General features: G+C 48.3%; 18 protein-coding genes. 15 read left to right on the top strand and 3 right to left on the bottom strand.

Translation table 11 applies throughout. The features are described from left to right. The first annotated feature begins 74 nt into the window (after window positions 1-74). The 4 genes from GJB61_RS10960 (at window position 75) to lipB (ending at window position 4251) form a co-directional block, all read left to right on the top strand. Window positions 75-1091 carry a thiamine pyrophosphate-dependent dehydrogenase E1 component subunit alpha gene (locus tag GJB61_RS10960; RefSeq protein WP_154118538.1) on the top strand — a complete coding sequence of 339 codons (1017 nt, stop codon included), beginning with the start codon at window positions 75-77 and terminating at the stop codon, window positions 1089-1091. Between the two features lie 3 nt (window positions 1092-1094). After that, window positions 1095-2081: an alpha-ketoacid dehydrogenase subunit beta gene (locus GJB61_RS10955; RefSeq protein WP_154118537.1), complete on the top strand. Its 987-nt coding sequence runs from the start codon at window positions 1095-1097 to the stop codon at window positions 2079-2081. A 63-nt stretch (window positions 2082-2144) separates the two neighbouring features. Further along, window positions 2145-3494: a dihydrolipoamide acetyltransferase family protein gene (locus GJB61_RS10950; protein ID WP_154118536.1), complete on the top strand. Its 1350-nt coding sequence runs from the start codon at window positions 2145-2147 to the stop codon at window positions 3492-3494. A gap of 37 nt (window positions 3495-3531) precedes the next feature. After that, window positions 3532-4251: a lipoyl(octanoyl) transferase LipB gene (lipB, locus tag GJB61_RS10945; protein ID WP_154118535.1), complete on the top strand. Its 720-nt coding sequence runs from the start codon at window positions 3532-3534 to the stop codon at window positions 4249-4251. 61 nt (window positions 4252-4312) lie between these two features. Here the strand turns inward: lipB and prli42 are convergent, their stop codons facing one another. Then, complete coding sequence (gene prli42 / locus GJB61_RS10940) at window positions 4313-4417, bottom strand: stressosome-associated protein Prli42 (RefSeq protein ID WP_154118534.1); 105 nt, start codon at window positions 4415-4417, stop codon at window positions 4313-4315. 95 nt (window positions 4418-4512) lie between these two features. Between prli42 and GJB61_RS10935 the strand changes: the two genes are divergently transcribed. Beyond that, window positions 4513-5640, top strand: a complete 1128-nt coding sequence (locus GJB61_RS10935; RefSeq protein ID WP_338115750.1) for a tripeptidase T — start codon at window positions 4513-4515, stop codon at window positions 5638-5640. A gap of 114 nt (window positions 5641-5754) precedes the next feature. Here the strand turns inward: GJB61_RS10935 and GJB61_RS10930 are convergent, their stop codons facing one another. Then, window positions 5755-5928, bottom strand: a complete 174-nt coding sequence (locus GJB61_RS10930) for a hypothetical protein (RefSeq protein ID WP_154118533.1) — start codon at window positions 5926-5928, stop codon at window positions 5755-5757. 76 nt (window positions 5929-6004) lie between these two features. Here GJB61_RS10930 and GJB61_RS10925 point away from each other — a divergent pair, with 76 nt between their 5' ends. The 3 genes from GJB61_RS10925 (at window position 6005) to spoIIM (ending at window position 8485) form a co-directional block, all read left to right on the top strand. Further along, window positions 6005-6577: an NUDIX domain-containing protein gene (locus GJB61_RS10925; RefSeq protein WP_154118532.1), complete on the top strand. Its 573-nt coding sequence runs from the start codon at window positions 6005-6007 to the stop codon at window positions 6575-6577. After that, on the top strand, window positions 6568-7767 hold the full coding sequence (locus tag GJB61_RS10920; protein ID WP_154118855.1) for an endonuclease Q family protein: 1200 nt from the start codon (window positions 6568-6570) through the stop codon (window positions 7765-7767). The genes GJB61_RS10925 and GJB61_RS10920 overlap by 10 nt, the downstream gene beginning before the upstream one ends. 82 nt (window positions 7768-7849) lie before the next feature. Further along, on the top strand, window positions 7850-8485 hold the full coding sequence (gene spoIIM, locus GJB61_RS10915) for a stage II sporulation protein M (RefSeq protein ID WP_154118531.1): 636 nt from the start codon (window positions 7850-7852) through the stop codon (window positions 8483-8485). 131 nt (window positions 8486-8616) lie between these two features. Here spoIIM and GJB61_RS10910 read toward each other — a convergent pair whose 3' ends face one another. Beyond that, a complete protein-coding gene (locus GJB61_RS10910; protein ID WP_154118530.1) occupies window positions 8617-8883 on the bottom strand; it encodes a hypothetical protein in 267 nt (88 codons plus the stop codon). A gap of 300 nt (window positions 8884-9183) precedes the next feature. On the opposite strand from GJB61_RS10910, the gene fur reads away from it, so the two are divergent. The 7 genes from fur (at window position 9184) to GJB61_RS10875 (ending at window position 15655) form a co-directional block, all read left to right on the top strand. Then, the gene (gene fur, locus GJB61_RS10905; protein ID WP_154118529.1) at window positions 9184-9663 is read left to right on the top strand and encodes a ferric iron uptake transcriptional regulator; all 480 of its coding nucleotides are present in this window, start codon (window positions 9184-9186) and stop codon (window positions 9661-9663) included. A 233-nt stretch (window positions 9664-9896) separates the two neighbouring features. Next, on the top strand, window positions 9897-10139 hold the full coding sequence (locus GJB61_RS10900; protein WP_154118528.1) for a DUF4227 family protein: 243 nt from the start codon (window positions 9897-9899) through the stop codon (window positions 10137-10139). 133 nt (window positions 10140-10272) lie between these two features. Then, a complete protein-coding gene (gene xerD / locus GJB61_RS10895) occupies window positions 10273-11166 on the top strand; it encodes a site-specific tyrosine recombinase XerD (RefSeq protein ID WP_154118527.1) in 894 nt (297 codons plus the stop codon). A 174-nt stretch (window positions 11167-11340) separates the two neighbouring features. Further along, entirely contained in the window at window positions 11341-12519 is a 1179-nt protein-coding gene (gene deoB / locus GJB61_RS10890; protein ID WP_154118526.1) for a phosphopentomutase, read from the top strand. A gap of 46 nt (window positions 12520-12565) precedes the next feature. Further along, window positions 12566-13390 (top strand): purine-nucleoside phosphorylase, encoded by an 825-nt coding sequence (locus GJB61_RS10885; RefSeq protein ID WP_154118525.1) that lies wholly within the window; start codon window positions 12566-12568, stop codon window positions 13388-13390. A 62-nt stretch (window positions 13391-13452) separates the two neighbouring features. Beyond that, window positions 13453-14322, top strand: a complete 870-nt coding sequence (locus tag GJB61_RS10880; RefSeq protein ID WP_154118524.1) for a purine-nucleoside phosphorylase — start codon at window positions 13453-13455, stop codon at window positions 14320-14322. 1 nt (window position 14323) lies between these two features. After that, a complete protein-coding gene (locus GJB61_RS10875) occupies window positions 14324-15655 on the top strand; it encodes a pyrimidine-nucleoside phosphorylase (protein ID WP_154118523.1) in 1332 nt (443 codons plus the stop codon). Window positions 15656-15745: the final 90 nt, after the last annotated feature.

The raw sequence follows: 15745 nt of genomic DNA, 5'->3' as shown, positions 1-15745 counted from the left end.
ACCAAGTTTTAGTACCTGGTTATAAGATCAGGGTATGGTTGAACTTCACTAAAATTTTAGGAGGTACCTCTTGTATGGAATCTCAAGGTACTGTAGAAACCGTTAACCGACATAAGCAACTTGGACTCAGCGACGGCCAGGTCATCGATATGTACAGATATATGCTGCTCGCGCGTAAATACGACGAGCGCAGTTTGCTGCTTCAACGTGCTGGCAAGATCAACTTCCATGTCTCTGGTATTGGTCAGGAGGCTGGACAGGTAGCAGCAGCCTTTGCGCTGGATCGGCAAAGTGATTATTTTTTACCCTATTATCGTGATTATGCGTTTGTGCTTACAGTGGGTATGACCACACGAGAACTAATGTTGTCTGTTTTTGCCAAAGCCGAGGACCCGAACAGTGGGGGGCGACAGATGCCAGGCCACTTTGGAAGTAAGCGACTACGTATCGTGACGGGCTCAAGCCCAGTAACTACGCAGGTGCCGCATGCGGTTGGTTTTGCGCTGGCGGCCAAAATGCAGAAGAAGAAATTTGTCTCCTTTGTCACCTTCGGCGAAGGCTCCAGCAATCAGGGGGATTTTCATGAAGCGTGTAATTTTGCCGGAGTAAATAAGCTCCCCGTTATTATTTTTTGTGAGAATAATCAATATGCCATTTCGATACCTGCTCATAAACAGCTTGGTGGCAAGATCAGCGACCGTGCACTGGGCTATGGATTTCCAGGTGTGCGTGTAGACGGCAATGATCCGCTAGAGGTGTACCGTGTAGTGAAAGAAGCACGGGAACGAGCCATCGCAGGTGAAGGCCCTACGCTGGTTGAAGCCATGATGTACCGTCTTTCTCCACACTCTACCTCTGATAATGATCTGGCTTACCGGACCCAAGAAGAAGTTGACGAGAACTGGAAGAAGGACGGTGTGGCTGGATTCCGCAATTACTTGATCGCGCTGGGATTATGGAGTGACGAGCAGGAACGCGACATGATTGCCGAGTGCAATCTGGAGCTGAAAGAGGCTATCGAATACGCTGACAATGCACCGTTCCCTAAACCGGAAGATACGCTGCTGCATGTGTACGAAGGAGGGGTTTAACTCATGGCTATAATGGAATATATCGATGCGATCCGGCTGGCGATGAAGGAAGAAATGGAGCGCGATGATTCCGTATTTGTGCTCGGTGAAGATGTTGGTCTTAAGGGCGGCGTATTTACCACAACTAAAGGTCTGCAGGACCAGTTCGGCGAAGCTCGTGTATTGGATACACCGCTGGCGGAATCGGCTATTGTCGGTGTTGCTATAGGTGCTGCTATGTATGGCATGAAGCCCATTGCTGAAATGCAATATTCCGACTTTATGCTGCCAGCGACCAATCAGATTATTAGTGAGGCAGCCAAAATCCGCTATCGTTCCAATAATGACTGGAATTGTCCCATTGTAATTCGTGCCCCGATTGGCGGAGGTATTTTTGGCGGGCTGTATCATTCGCAGTGCCCGGAATCGATCTTTTTTGGCACACCGGGGCTGAAGATTGTGGCACCTTATTCGGCTTATGATGCCAAAGGACTGCTAAAGTCGGCTGTGCGTGATCCGGATCCCGTCATGTTCTTCGAGAATAAGAAATGCTACAAGCTGATCAAGGGAGAAGTACCGGAAGGCGATTATACAGTACCGATTGGAGAAGCGAATCTGCTGCGCGAGGGAAGCGATATTACGGTGATCGGCTACAGTCTTCCGCTGCATTTTGCCATGCAGGCTGCAGAGGAGTTGGAACGTGAGGAAGGCATTACAGCGCATATTCTGGATCTGCGCACACTTCAGCCGCTGGACCGGGAAGCCATTATTGCTGCAGCCCGTAAGACCGGGAAGGTGCTGATTGTCCATGAGGATAATAAGACCGGAGGAATTGGCGGCGAAGTGGCCGCAATTATCGCGGAGCATTGTCTGTTCGAGCTCGACGCACCGATATTCCGCCTCTGTGGTCCAGATGTGCCGGCTATGCCAATCAGTCCGCCGATGGAGAAGTTCTTCATGCTGAGCAAGGACAAGGTTAAGGCAGAAATGCTGCGGTTGGCGCAATATTAGATTTAAGGGGATCAAGCGAAATCAGAAAAGCGATGCTCCATAAAACTTTAGGGAGTTGAAAAGATGTCAGACAACCAAACGTTGACCGATGTGATCATGCCACAGCTGGCGGAATCATTGGTATCAGCAACGATCGGCAAATGGCTGAAGAAGCCGGGTGACCGGGTAGAGGAATACGAGCCACTATGTGAACTTATTACAGATAAAGTAAATGCAGAGCTACCCTCCACTATAGAAGGAATTATGGGCGAATTGTTGGCGGAAGAAGGCCAGACTGTTAATGTAGGGGAAGTTATCTGCCGCATTGCTGTACCTGTAGCCGCTCCCAAAGCTGTCCAAGGTACAAATAATGCTGCTGCGCAGGCTCCCGCAATTGTGTCTGTACCAAATGCTACTCCTACGGGAGATACGTCGATGCGGGCGCGTTATTCTCCGGCAGTACAGACCCTCGCGGCAGAGCATGGCATTAATTTAACAGCCGTATCAGGAACCGGTATGGGTGGCCGCATTACGCGTAAAGATGTATTGTCCTTTATCGAAGGAGGCGGGGTTTCTGTCGCTTCCGCACAAACAGCTGCAATAGCGACACCACCGACACATCAAGTCACTACTGAGGAAGCCAACCAAGCGCTGCAGCCAGATCGTCACTCCGGGCTGCACTTAAGCGAATCACCACGTATTCCTACGATTGAAGTAGAGGGTGGACGGGGCAGCAGTTCGGAATTCTTGATTGATGTAACGCCTATTCGCAATACAATTGCCACTAGAATGCGTCAAAGTGTATCGGAGATTCCACATGCCTGGACCATGATTGAGGTAGACGTTACCAATCTCGTGATGCTTCGCAATAGGCTCAAAGATGATTTTAAGCGCAAGGAAGGCATTAATTTGACCTACTTGTCCTTTCTGATGAAGGCTGTCGTGAGCGCCATTAAGGATTACCCGATCATGAACTCTGTTTGGGCTGTAGATAAAATTATCGTAAAGCGTGATATCAATATCTCGCTTGCAGTAGGTACAGAGGATTCTGTAATGACACCAGTGATCAAAAAAGCTGACCAGAAGAATATTGCTGGCCTTGCCCGTGAGATTGATGAATTGGCGCTGAAGACACGTGAACGCAAGCTGAGGCTTGAGGATATGCAGGGCGGAACCTTTACAGTTAATAACACAGGTTCTTTTGGTTCTATTCTTTCTTATCCGATCATTAACTATCCGCAGGCAGCAATAGTGACGTTCGAATCGATTGTGAAGAGACCCGTTGTTATTAACGATATGATTGCTGTGCGCTCCATGGCCAATATTTGCCTATCCCTGGATCACCGGATTCTGGATGGAGTCATTTGTGGACGCTTTTTGCAGCGTGTAAAGGATAACGTTGAAGGCTATACACCGGAAACTAAGCTGTATTGAGAAGAAATAGTTTCGCGTGAAAAGGGGACCTGACGGTATGAATAATACAGATGCACGTGAACTGGAAATATTATATATACCGCTAATGGAATATGGTGCGGCCTGGGAGCTGCAAAAGGAGTCCGTTCATGCTATTGATACTGGCGAGCAGCCAGAACGGCTTATACTTTTGCAGCATCCACCGACCTATACCATTGGCTCCCAGAATCATCCTGAACATCTTCTCCTGAATGGCGAACAGCTTAAGGAAAAAGGAATTGCGTTGTTTGAAATCGACCGGGGTGGAGATATTACATATCATGGGCCGGGTCAACTGGTTGGATATCCACTGCTTAAGCTTGGAGAGGAAGGCAAGGTAGATCTTCACGAGTACTTGCGCAGCTTAGAGGCTGTAATTATTGATTATTTGGCTTCCTATGGAATTGTTGGAGACCGCAAGCCCGAATATACGGGTGTGTGGGTAGGCGACAAGAAGATTTGTGCCATTGGTGTTAAATTCAACAAGAGTAAGCTCCGTAGAGGGTTTATCACCAGCCACGGTTTTGCGTTTAATGTCTCGGAGGGTATCGCTGAGAAAGGCTTCCAAGGAATCATTCCTTGCGGCATAACGGAGTATGGAGTGACCTCATTGGAGGAATGCGCAGGTCGTATGTTTGAGCTGGAGGAGGTAGCGAGGGAGCTAGTTCCTCACTTCCTGAAGCATTTTCCGTATGAGAAACATAGCTCATTCAGCAGTTCGCTTGAAGTTGATCAATGAGCAGGCTAATAGCGGCCAGGGAGACCCTGGCCGCTATTATTAACGAAAGCCTAAGCAGTAATTATCCTGCAAGAAAAGGCTCAATCATAAATAATACGGTAGATGCGATCATGGCTAACAGCATGACGTAGATAACAACACGGAACCATTTTTTTTGACGTTGCATGAGTGACTCCTTTAGTATTAGTTTAAGTTATAAGCACACAGAGTATTGACGCAGTACAACCATTGTACCGTATCCGTGAAAGAGAGGGAAGTCTAGTGATAGCACAAGATCGATTGATCCAGGAATTTATGGAGCTTGTACGTGTAGATAGTGAGACCGGAAATGAGCGGCAAATTGCGGATGTTCTGAAGAGTAAATTTAGCGCCCTGGGATTGGAAGTTATCGAGGATGATTCACAGGAAAGAACTGGGCATGGTGCAGGCAACCTGTTCGTGACCTGGGCAGCAGAGCATGGTGGAACTGGACCCAAACTGCTGTTCACCTGTCATATGGATACTGTTGTTCCCGGTAAGGGAATTAAACCAACACTTGGGGAAGACGGCTGGATTACAAGTGACGGTACTACCATTCTTGGAGCGGATGACAAGGCCGGATTGGCTGCGCTATTTGAAGCTATCCGAGTCATTCAGGAGCAGAGTATTCCGCACGGACAAATACAATTTGTAATTACAGCAGGTGAAGAATCCGGGCTGTTAGGCGCACGTGCGATGGATCCAAAGCATTTGGATGCAGACTTCGGCTTTGCACTAGACTCCAATGGTGAAGTTGGAGCTATCGCCGTTGCTGCCCCAACACAAGCTAGGGTTACTATGCAGATCTTTGGGAAGTCAGCTCATGCTGGCGTTAATCCAGAGGATGGGATTAGTGCAATTCAAGTAGCCAGCAAAGCGATTTCGGCAATGAAGCTTGGACGTATTGACAGCGAGACAACAGCCAATATTGGCAAATTCGCCGGTGGCGGACCTACGAATGTCGTCTGTGATCATGTGCAGTTGGATGCAGAAGCTCGCAGTATTGTACAGGAGAAGGTTGATCTGCAGATTGCTTCCATGCGTGAAGCACTGGAAACGACAGTACGGGAATACGGTGCAGAGTGTGAATTCCGCAGCGAAATTATTTACCCTGCCTTCAGCTTTAATGAACATGATCCGGTTGTTCAGCTTGCTGATCGTGCAATATCCTCCATTGGCTTACAGCCCCGGCTGTTTGCATCCGGTGGTGGCAGTGACGCGAACGTGTTCAATGGCCTCAAAGTTCCTACCATTAACCTCGCGGTTGGTTATGAACATATTCACACGACGAAGGAACGGATTAAGGCTGAAGATATTATTAAAGTTGCCAAACTGGTTGTTGCCATCGTTCAAGAAAGTGTTAAAGCTTAAGACTAGAGCAACTGATGACTATTCAAATGAAGGAGCTGTCCCCAGGTCAACAGCCTAAGGGACAGCTCCTTATGTTATACAAGCATGTATGAATGAGTTCAAAGCTTAGTTTTATTATCCAGCCTTAGTGGATGTACCCCGACTATCTGCATGCAGAGATAAAATGTAGGCCAAGGGCATATCACGTCCATATTGCTCTATCCATCCGGCTAGGATGGCTTTAATTTGCTCTGGCTTTCCGACTATGGTTACAGCGGATGAGCTTGTACGGCGGAGGACATCTTTCATATCCGATTCCTTCTTTCACGGTGAATTTGCTATAATACACCCTATGCAGAACAGAGATAAAGGAGACCAGAAAACGATGAAAAATTATGAATTGATCAGCAACCCCAAGCTGGACGAAGAGACGATATCTACGCAGCCGATTTTTGAAGGGAATATTATTACCTTGCAGGTGGACACCGTAAGGATGCCTGATGGCAATACCGCAACCCGCGAAGTGATTAAGCATCCTGGTGCTGTGGCAGTGCTAGCGCTGAATCAGAATAAAATGCTGGTTGTAGAACAGTACCGGCAGCCAATGCACCGCACTGAGGTGGAGATTCCAGCAGGTAAGCTCGACAAGGGTGAAGATCCACTAGCAGCAGCCCATCGGGAACTTCAGGAGGAGACAGGGTTACATAGCGGTGATATGCGTCACTTGAAATCGTTCTACACCTCTCCTGGCTTTGCCGACGAGATTATTCATATGTATGTAACTGAAAATGCACAACCAGGGGATATGTCGCTGGATGAGGATGAGTTTCTGGAGGTATCAGAGCTTACACTTGAGGAAGCTTACCAATATATTGCGGACGGGCGTATTGCTGACGCGAAGACAATAATGGCAGTATATGCTTGGCACTTGTATACGTTAACCGGACAATGGCACTAGAAGCGGAGCTGAAGAGCTGCTACTGTGACCTACATGTTCATATTGGCCGAACTTCTGAAGGGCAGCCTGTCAAAATCAGCGGCAGCCGCGAGTTAACCTTCGCCAATATCGCCAAGGAAGCCGCGGAGCGCAAAGGGATTGAGCTGATTGGTATCATCGATAGCCATGCACCTGGTGTCTTGCGGGATATCCGGGAATTGCTCGAATCCGGAGAAATGACGGTAGCTGAAGGCGGAGGGATTGCTTACCGGGGGACGACGATCGTGCTTGGAGCGGAGATTGAAATCCGTGAGCCGGGGCGAAAGGAATGTCATGTTCTCGCCTTTATGCCGGACCTGGAGACTATGACCGATTTCAGCGGCTGGATGAGCCGTCATATGCGGAATGTGAACCTCAGCTCACAGCGCCTGTATGTTCCAGCCAGGGAACTGCAGAATGAAATCTACGGGCGAGGTGGAATTCTGATTCCCGCACATATCTTCACACCGCACAAAGGACTGTATGGCTGTACAGCTGAAGTAATGTCGGACATTTTTGATCTCGACCGGATTGCGGCCGTAGAGCTTGGACTGAGCGCGGATTCGGAGATGGCAGGCTATCTTTCCGAGCTAGACAGGTATACTTTCCTGACGAATTCGGATGCTCATTCTCTGGGTAAAATCGGCCGTGAATACAATGTTATGGAGCTGGCTCGTCCTTCCTTTGCCGAGCTGTGCCTGGCCCTTGAACGTAAAGGGGGACGGCACGTTAGTGCCAACTTTGGACTGAATCCCCGCCTCGGTAAATATCACCGAACCTACTGTGGGGGTTGTGGCAGTATTATTGACGAAGTTTATGCCACCTCCGAGCGCTGTCCCTATTGTGGAAGCCTCAAGCTGGTGAAAGGTGTATTTGACCGGATTATGGATATTGCTGACCGGGAGAAGCCAGTTGTACCCGCGAATCGTCCGCCGTACCATTACCAGGTGCCTCTTGAATTCATTCCAGGGTTGGGAAAGGCTAAGCTGAACAAGCTATTGCAGGCTTTTGGCACAGAAATGAATATTTTGCATGGGGTGGGTGAAGAGGAAATTGCGGCGGTTGCAGGCATTGAGCTGGCTTCACAGATCGTTGCTGCCCGCTCCGGGACACTTGCGCTATCCGCAGGCGGTGGAGGAACTTACGGCAAAGTTGTCCAACATAGAAAGTAACAGCTTGTATCTAAGGACAAGTCATAGATTGGGACGTTTCCTCATATGGTGTAACATGTGACCTAGAAAGGAGAACGTCCCGATGCGTAATTTCCGACTGATGGTTAAGGAACAGACGCCTCTGTATATTTTTGTGGCCGTATTATTTCTGGTAGGGGTTGTCTTCGGGGCGCTTATCGTTAGTGCGCTGACCATGGATCAGCAGCAGGAGCTTGGTGATTACCTGGGGAACTTCTTCGCGACCGTAGATCAGCAGGGGCTGCCTGCAGCACCGGAATCGTTCTGGAGCATTGCTACGCTAAACCTGAAATGGATTGGGCTGATTTGGATTCTCGGATTGTCGGTGATTGGCCTGCCGGGGATTTTAATTCTTGATTTTCTCAAAGGTGTATTGATCGGCTTTACGGTTGGTTGTCTGGTCAGCCAATATTCTTGGCACGGATTGTTGTTCGCGCTTGTCTCGGTCGCACCGCATAATCTGGTACTGATCCCGGTTCTGCTCGTGTGCAGCGCGGCGGCAATAGCCTTTTCTCTGCTGATGATCCGCAGCCGTGTGCTGGGCCAGCGCCGGACGACGGTGACTCGTCCTTTTGCCATGTATACCTTGTTGTCCTTCCTAATGGCGCTGCTGATTCTGGGAGTGTCCTGCTTCGAGACCTGGGTAACCCCGTCAATGATGAGATGGGTAACGCCTATGCTGGTAGTGATAGGGTCGTGAACATAGGGATTACAGGCTTTCTTGCATTTATTCAAGATTTGGAATGTTACCAAAGTGGTTTTTTACTTTGGCAGCATTCTTTTTTGTTTTTATCTTTGACATGAGCATGTCGGAAAATACGACAGTTAGCTTTAATCAACTCTGCTCTCAAAATCTGTGATGAAATAGCGACCTGCTTGAGTTAACCTACTTCCATTTGTAAAAGCGACCTTAATACGATGTAGTAAGCTGCCTCGACTGAAAGTAATATTTGTTGCCAATCCAGCTTCGTTTATCTTTTCTAAAGCAGCATGGAAATCTTTCTTTTCAACGTCTATTTTTCGGAATTCTGGGTCTTCTTCTTGTTCGATATATTTTAGAATTAGATACATAATAGCTTCATTCTTCTTTATTTTCATTTGGGAAAATCCTTTCAGAATATCAGGAGATACCGAATCATCTCGGCTTTACACTAATACTGGATACGGGTTCTTTGTTGAGTGCGTGAGAAAGCTAGTTGGGAGATTGCCAAGAAGTAGAGGGCTAAAACAATAGGTTGCTTACAATTATAACAAAGTTCAATCCCTCATTTCTTAAATGCTCAAGATATTCAATCAAGAACAGGGAAATATGCGTTTGACTTCTCAAAGCGACACGCCCTATAATGGAAGAAGCGGTTTGAAGCCCGGTGCGGTAATTATCCAAGGGGGAGGCAGACAATGGAAGCCCGGATAGACAAGATTAAGCAACAGTTACAATCCCAAGGATACAAGCTTACGCCCCAACGGGAAGCTACCTTAAGAGTGCTGCTGGAGAACGAAGAGGATCATCTAAGTGCTGAAGACGTATTCATGCTCGTGAAAGAGAAAGCTCCTGAGATTGGTCTAGCTACCGTATATCGTACCCTGGAATTGCTTAGTGAGCTGCATGTCGTGGAGAAGATTAACTTTGGCGACGGAGTTGCCCGATATGATCTGCGAACGGATACGGCGAAGCATCACCACCATCATTTGATCTGTGTGCAGTGTGGCACTATGGATGAGATTCGTGAAGACTGGCTGGGATTGCTGGAAGAACGGCTGGATAAGGAATATAACTTTACAGTGCTTGATCATAGACTGGATTTTCATGGAATATGCTATCGCTGCAAGGATAAGGACAAAGATAAAAATAATACGGACGGGACTCGTCCTGAGTAATCTTATAGATGAGATGAGAATTTACTGCGATAAGCTCTCGCCGGTTATTTTGCCGGAGGGGGCTTTTTAAATGATTGGATTGCTGTGATCATACATAACCCCCTCTGTTGGTGCATAAGGTGTAGGACGAGTATAAATCGCATAAAACTTAAGTGTATGCTTACGAAGCGAGTTTTATTGCGAAGTAACTCAAGTGGAGTCTAAGCTCCATAAAACTTTTAGGAGGAGTCCTTATGATTGTCTCTTTGCCTAAAACGGTGCGCCGGCTTTACATGATGATCATGTTTGTTGCTCTGAGCTATCTGCTATATTACGCGTTGAGTCTGCTCGGGGAATGGCTTAGTCCGATCGAAGATTATGGAATTCCGGAGGGCTCAGCAGTACGGGCGTTTCATGATGGCGAGCCCGTAACGCGCAGCGATGATGGTCTGAACACAAGACAGCGTCTCCGCTTCTACTACTGGTTTGGGGAGTGAAATACTCCTTAGAAGCAGGGAAAAGATAGAACCCTGTCGAATGAAGCTAGGGTGAGTTTCTTTGTGATTACACGAAAGACAAGCTTAGAAGCCTCTCACAAAGAGTAGCTGCGTTAGACAGGAGCGTGAATTGATGAAGTCACACTTGCAGCCCTTTCTGCTTTATTTGTCCGAGGATAAAGGTTTATCCTTAAGTACATTGGAATCCTACGGACGGGATGTAACACAGTTTCTGGAGTTTGCCGAAGGGCGGGGCGTGACACTACCGGATGAGATAAGAAGATCTCATATTATGTTATATCTCGGTGAACTGCGTGGCGCCGGGCGCGCAACGGCAACACTTAACCGGAACACGGTCTCCCTCCGCGCCTTTTTTCACTATTTACTGAAAGAACGTTTAATCGGACAGGACCCGACCTTGGATATGGAATCGCTTAAGCCAGAGAAGAAGCCACCTATGGTACTTACTGTTCCGGAAATTGAACAACTGCTGGCAGCCCCTGATGAGACCACTTCCCATGGAATGCGTGACAAAGCGATGCTTGAGCTGCTGTATGCTACGGGTATTCGGGTATCTGAGTTAATCTCGCTGAATGTAGATGATGTGCATACGGATATGAAATATGCTCGCTGTACCGGGACTTCTGGCAAGGAGAGGGTTGTTCCGATTGGAGCTATGGCTGCAGAGAGTGTGGAAGTTTATACTGTTGATAAGCGGGACAAGCTCCTGCGGAAGTGCAAGACTGAGCCGGCTCTGTTTCTCAACAGTCTGGGCGGGCGTTTAACCCGGCAAGGGTTCTGGAAGATTATTAAGAAATACGCACGGGAAGCCCATATCGAACAGGATATCACACCCCATACTCTGCGGCATTCCTTTGCAGCCCATCTGCTTGAAGGTGGTGCTGATCTGCGTTCTGTGCAACAAATGCTGGGGCATGCTGATATTTCAACGACCCAGATCTATAGCGGAATCGCTCGTAAAAATATGAAGGAAGTCTTCGAAAACCATCATCCTAGGGCACGGTAAATGAGTAAGAATGTTATGCTGGAATCATACTGTAAGAAATAGTCTGTGGGATGCCCACAGGTTATCTAGTTAGCTCGAAACGGATACCTAACAGCGGTACAGCCGTTTCTTTCTATTGAATTGACGATTCCTAATCATGTAAATGATGTATATAACGAAGGAGTGAAGAAGACAATGTCATCTTTTAAACGGATAGGTTTTATTGTTCTTGATAGTGTAGGTATCGGTGAAGCACCGGATGCTGCCGATTTCGGTGATCTTGGTTCCCATACGCTTGGTCATATATTAGAACGGGTTCCCGGGTTAAAGTTGCCTAATCTGCAACAGCTCGGACTTGCAAATATTGCTGCATTGCCGCCACTTGAGCCGGTGACTTCCCCAACGGGTTATTACGGCAAGATGCAGGAAGTTTCGGTCGGCAAAGATACGATGACGGGTCATTGGGAGTTGATGGGGTTAAAGATTGAGGTTCCCTTCAATACGTATCCTGACGGATTGCCTGCAGCTTTGATTGAGAAGTTCGAAGCAGCAACTGGACGTAAAGTAATCGGCAATAAACCAGCCTCAGGCACTGAGATTCTGGTGGAGTACGGTGAGGAGCAGATGAAGACAGGGGCATGGATTGTCTACACCTCTGCAGACAGCGTGTTCCAGCTTGCGGCACACGAGGATATTATTCCACTGGATGAGCTATACAGAGCTTGTGCAATCGCCCGTGAGTTGACAATGGCACCGGAGTTCTCTGTAGGCCGGGTCATTGCCCGCCCCTATGTTGGTGAACCAGGTCATTTCGTACGTACCTCGAACCGCCACGATTATGCGGTGAAGCCGCCACAACCAACGATTATGAACGCGCTGGAGGATATCGGCAAAGATGTGATTGCAGTAGGCAAAATCAATGATATTTTTACGGGCGAAGGGGTTACGGCAACCTACCCGACTAAGAGTAACGAGCATGGAATCGAGATTACGATTGCAGAACTGCGTAAGCCTTTTAATGGATTGCTGTTCACAAATCTGGTGGATTTTGATTCCTTGTATGGACACCGCCGCGATCCCGAGGGTTATGGCCATGCGTTAGAGGTATTTGATCAGGCATTGCCGGACATTCTCGCAAGCTTAGGTGAGGATGATCTGTTAATCCTCTCAGCTGACCATGGAAACGATCCAATTCATAGCGGAACAGATCATACCCGTGAATTTGTACCCCTGCTAATTTACAGCCCAAGATTTAAGACTCCAGGCAGTCTGGGCATTCGCCAGACCTTCTCGGATGTAGCAGCGACAATCGCTGATAACTTTGGAGCTAAGGCACCACAGTACGGAGTAAGCTTTTTAGCAGAATTACAATAAGTACATCGCTTACCATACTTTTAAACTTCAAGGAGGCACATCAATAATGAACGTAGTTAGCCAAACCGAAATTCAGGAAGCAGCCCAATATATTAAAGACAAAAGTCCGGTAGCTCCGGAGATCGGCCTGATCCTAGGCTCCGGTCTCGGCGTGCTGGCTGACCTGATCACGGATGAGATCAGCATTCCCTATCATGAAATTCCACATTTCCCTGTATCTACTGTAGAAGGACACGAAGGCGAGCTGCTGATCGGGATGATCGAAGGTCGGCGCGTGGTGATGATGAAAGGCCGTTTCCACATGTATGAAGGGTACGGACCGGAGACAACAGCGTTTCCAGTGCGTGTCATGAAGGAACTAGGCGTAACCAGTCTATTGGTTACCAATGCTGCCGGGGGCGTGAATTTGGATTATACCCCTGGTGATCTGATGCTGATTACGGATCAGCTTAACTTGACTGGACGCAATCCGTTAACAGGACCCAATGATCCTGCACTGGGTGTACGTTTCCCGGATATGTCTTCAGCATACAGCCGTCGCCTGATCGGGGTAGCGAAAGAAACAGCTGCAGAGCAGAACTTTGAGTTCAAGGAAGGCGTCTATGCCGGCCTGCTGGGTCCTAACTACGAAACTCCGGCCGAAATTGTAATGGTGCGCCGTCAGGGTGCTGATGCAGTGGGCATGTCCACTGTATCGGAAACTATCGTAGCCCGCCATGCAGGGATCGAAGTGCTGGGCATTTCCTGCATCACCAATATGGCTGCCGGAATTCTGGATCAGCCGCTTAACCATGCAGAGGTTATGGAGACAGCTGAACGGGTGCGCGAGCGTTTCCTGAAGCTGGTACTGGCTTTTATTCCGAAGATGTAAATTCTAATTACACACATACGATTATACCAAATACACAATTCATATTTCGGGAGGATTAACACATGACTCAAACAAATACCCCAACAGTTGCATACGGCGTGCAAGTGAAGGAAGCTGCTGATTATATAAAATCTAAATTAGGTGCTTATTCCCCCAGCATCGGTCTGATCCTTGGCTCTGGGCTTGGTGATCTGGGCGATCAAATCGAAGAAGCGGTATACCTGCCTTACGAAGAAATTCCACACTTTCCACGTTCAACAGTAGAAGGCCATGCTGGCCGGTTCGTCATTGGCAAGCTTGAAGGCAAGGATGTTATCATCATGCAGGGCCGTTTTCATTTCTATGAAGGTTATGCAATGCGCAAGGTTGTACTGCCAGTCTATGTAATGGCTAAACTTGGAGTGAGCACACTTGTAATTACAAATGCAGGCGGCGGGATGAATAGAGCATTCAAAGCCGGTGACCTTATGCTGATTACCGACCATCTGAACATGACGGGTGACAATCCGCTGATCGGACCCAATGACTCCGATCTGGGTGTACGTTTCCCGGACATGTCCCGTGCTTATGATCCTGAATATATCGCCCTAGCTAAGAAGTTATCTGGTGAAGTTAAAGGTACTGACGGCGAAACGCTTGTTCTGCAGGAAGGTGTATATGCTGGCATTAGCGGCCCAACTTACGAGACACCAGCCGAACTAAAAATGCTTGCCTATCTTGGTGGGGATGCCGTGGGTATGTCCACAGTTCCCGAGGTTATTGTAGCAAGTCATAGCAAACTGCGTGTACTCGGCATTACTTGTATTACTGATATGGCCATTGGTGATGAGCTTGAGCCGCTGACCCATGAGCAGGTCGTAAAAGTAGCAAATCTGACCAAACCGAAATTTATCGGTCTTGTCCGTGCATTTGTGCGCGAAGTACAGGTTTAATATGAGAGCAGTCGATATTATCCAGAAAAAAAGAGATGGCGGAGAGTTGAGCCGTGAAGAAATAGCATTTTTGATCCAGGGCTACAGCAAGGGTGAAATTCCGGATTATCAGCTTTCTGCTTGGGCGATGGCTGTTTATTTTCAAGGGATGAATGCCCGGGAAACCGGCGATCTGACACTGGAAATGGCCATGTCCGGCGACCAGGTGGATCTTAGTCCGATTGCCGGCATCAAAGTAGACAAGCATTCTACTGGCGGTGTAGGCGATAAGACGACAGTTGTGTTGGCGCCCTTAGTGGCAGCAGCCGGAGTTCCTGTAGCCAAAATGTCTGGTCGTGGGCTAGGCCATACCGGCGGTACACTCGACAAGCTGGAGTCGATCAGCGGTTTCTCCGTGGAGATGGACCGTGAACGGTTCTTTGACCAGGTTGGGGAAATTGGCGCAGCGGTCATAGGTCAGTCAGGCAATATTACGCCTGCGGACAAAAAGCTATACGCGCTGCGTGACGTTACGGCAACAGTGGAATCCATTCCACTGATCGCCAGCTCCGTCATGAGCAAAAAGATTGCTGCCGGCGCTGACGCGATCGTACTGGATGTCAAAACTGGCAGCGGCGCGTTTATGAAGACGCTTGACGATTCTATCGCGTTGGCACAAGCAATGGTGGACATCGGCACCCATCTGGGTCGCAATACTGTCGCAGTAATCAGTGATATGGACCAGCCTCTGGGATACGGGATCGGTAACGCCCTGGAGATTAAGGAAGGGATCGCGACCCTAAACGGCCACGGTCCTACGGATCTGCAGGAGGTCTGCCTCATTCTGGGCAGCCATATGCTTGTGCTTGGCGGCAAAGCCAAGGATGAAGCTGAAGCGCGGTCCATTCTCATGAGTCATATTGAGGATGGCAGTGCTCTGGAGAAGCTTAAACAGATCGTTGCCGCACAAGGTGGAGATGTCACACAGATTGAGGCTCCGGATACTTTGCCTACAGCCTCCCGATTCATCGAGGTGAAGGCAGCGACCGGAGGTTACATTGAAGGTATTCAGGCGGAGGAAATCGGCGTAGCCGCTATGCTGTTGGGTGCCGGACGTGAGACGAAGGAATCAGTAATCGATTTGGCTGTTGGGATTCAGCTGTCCAAAAAGGTTGGCGACGCTGTGGCAGAAGGTGAGATCCTTGCTGTTCTGCATGTGAATGATGCCAGCGACAAGAAGGTACAGGAAGCAGAAGCCAAGGTGCTGGAAGCCTACCGTATTACCTCTCAACCGGTTGCACCGCAGCCGCTGATATTTGCCCTCGTGACTAAGGATGGCGTAACCCGTTATTAGGTTAGTTGAAGGAATTCTCAGACTTATATATGTAATTAGAAATAAGCCTTACGGACCGCAGCAATGCGTTCTGTAAGGCTTTTTTTTGTG

The organism is Paenibacillus monticola (genome assembly GCF_009664975.1).
Taxonomy (GTDB): domain Bacteria; phylum Bacillota; class Bacilli; order Paenibacillales; family Paenibacillaceae; genus Paenibacillus_AQ; species Paenibacillus_AQ monticola.
Note: the sequence above shows the minus strand (reverse complement) of the source record. Positions and strands in the feature narration are given on the sequence as shown.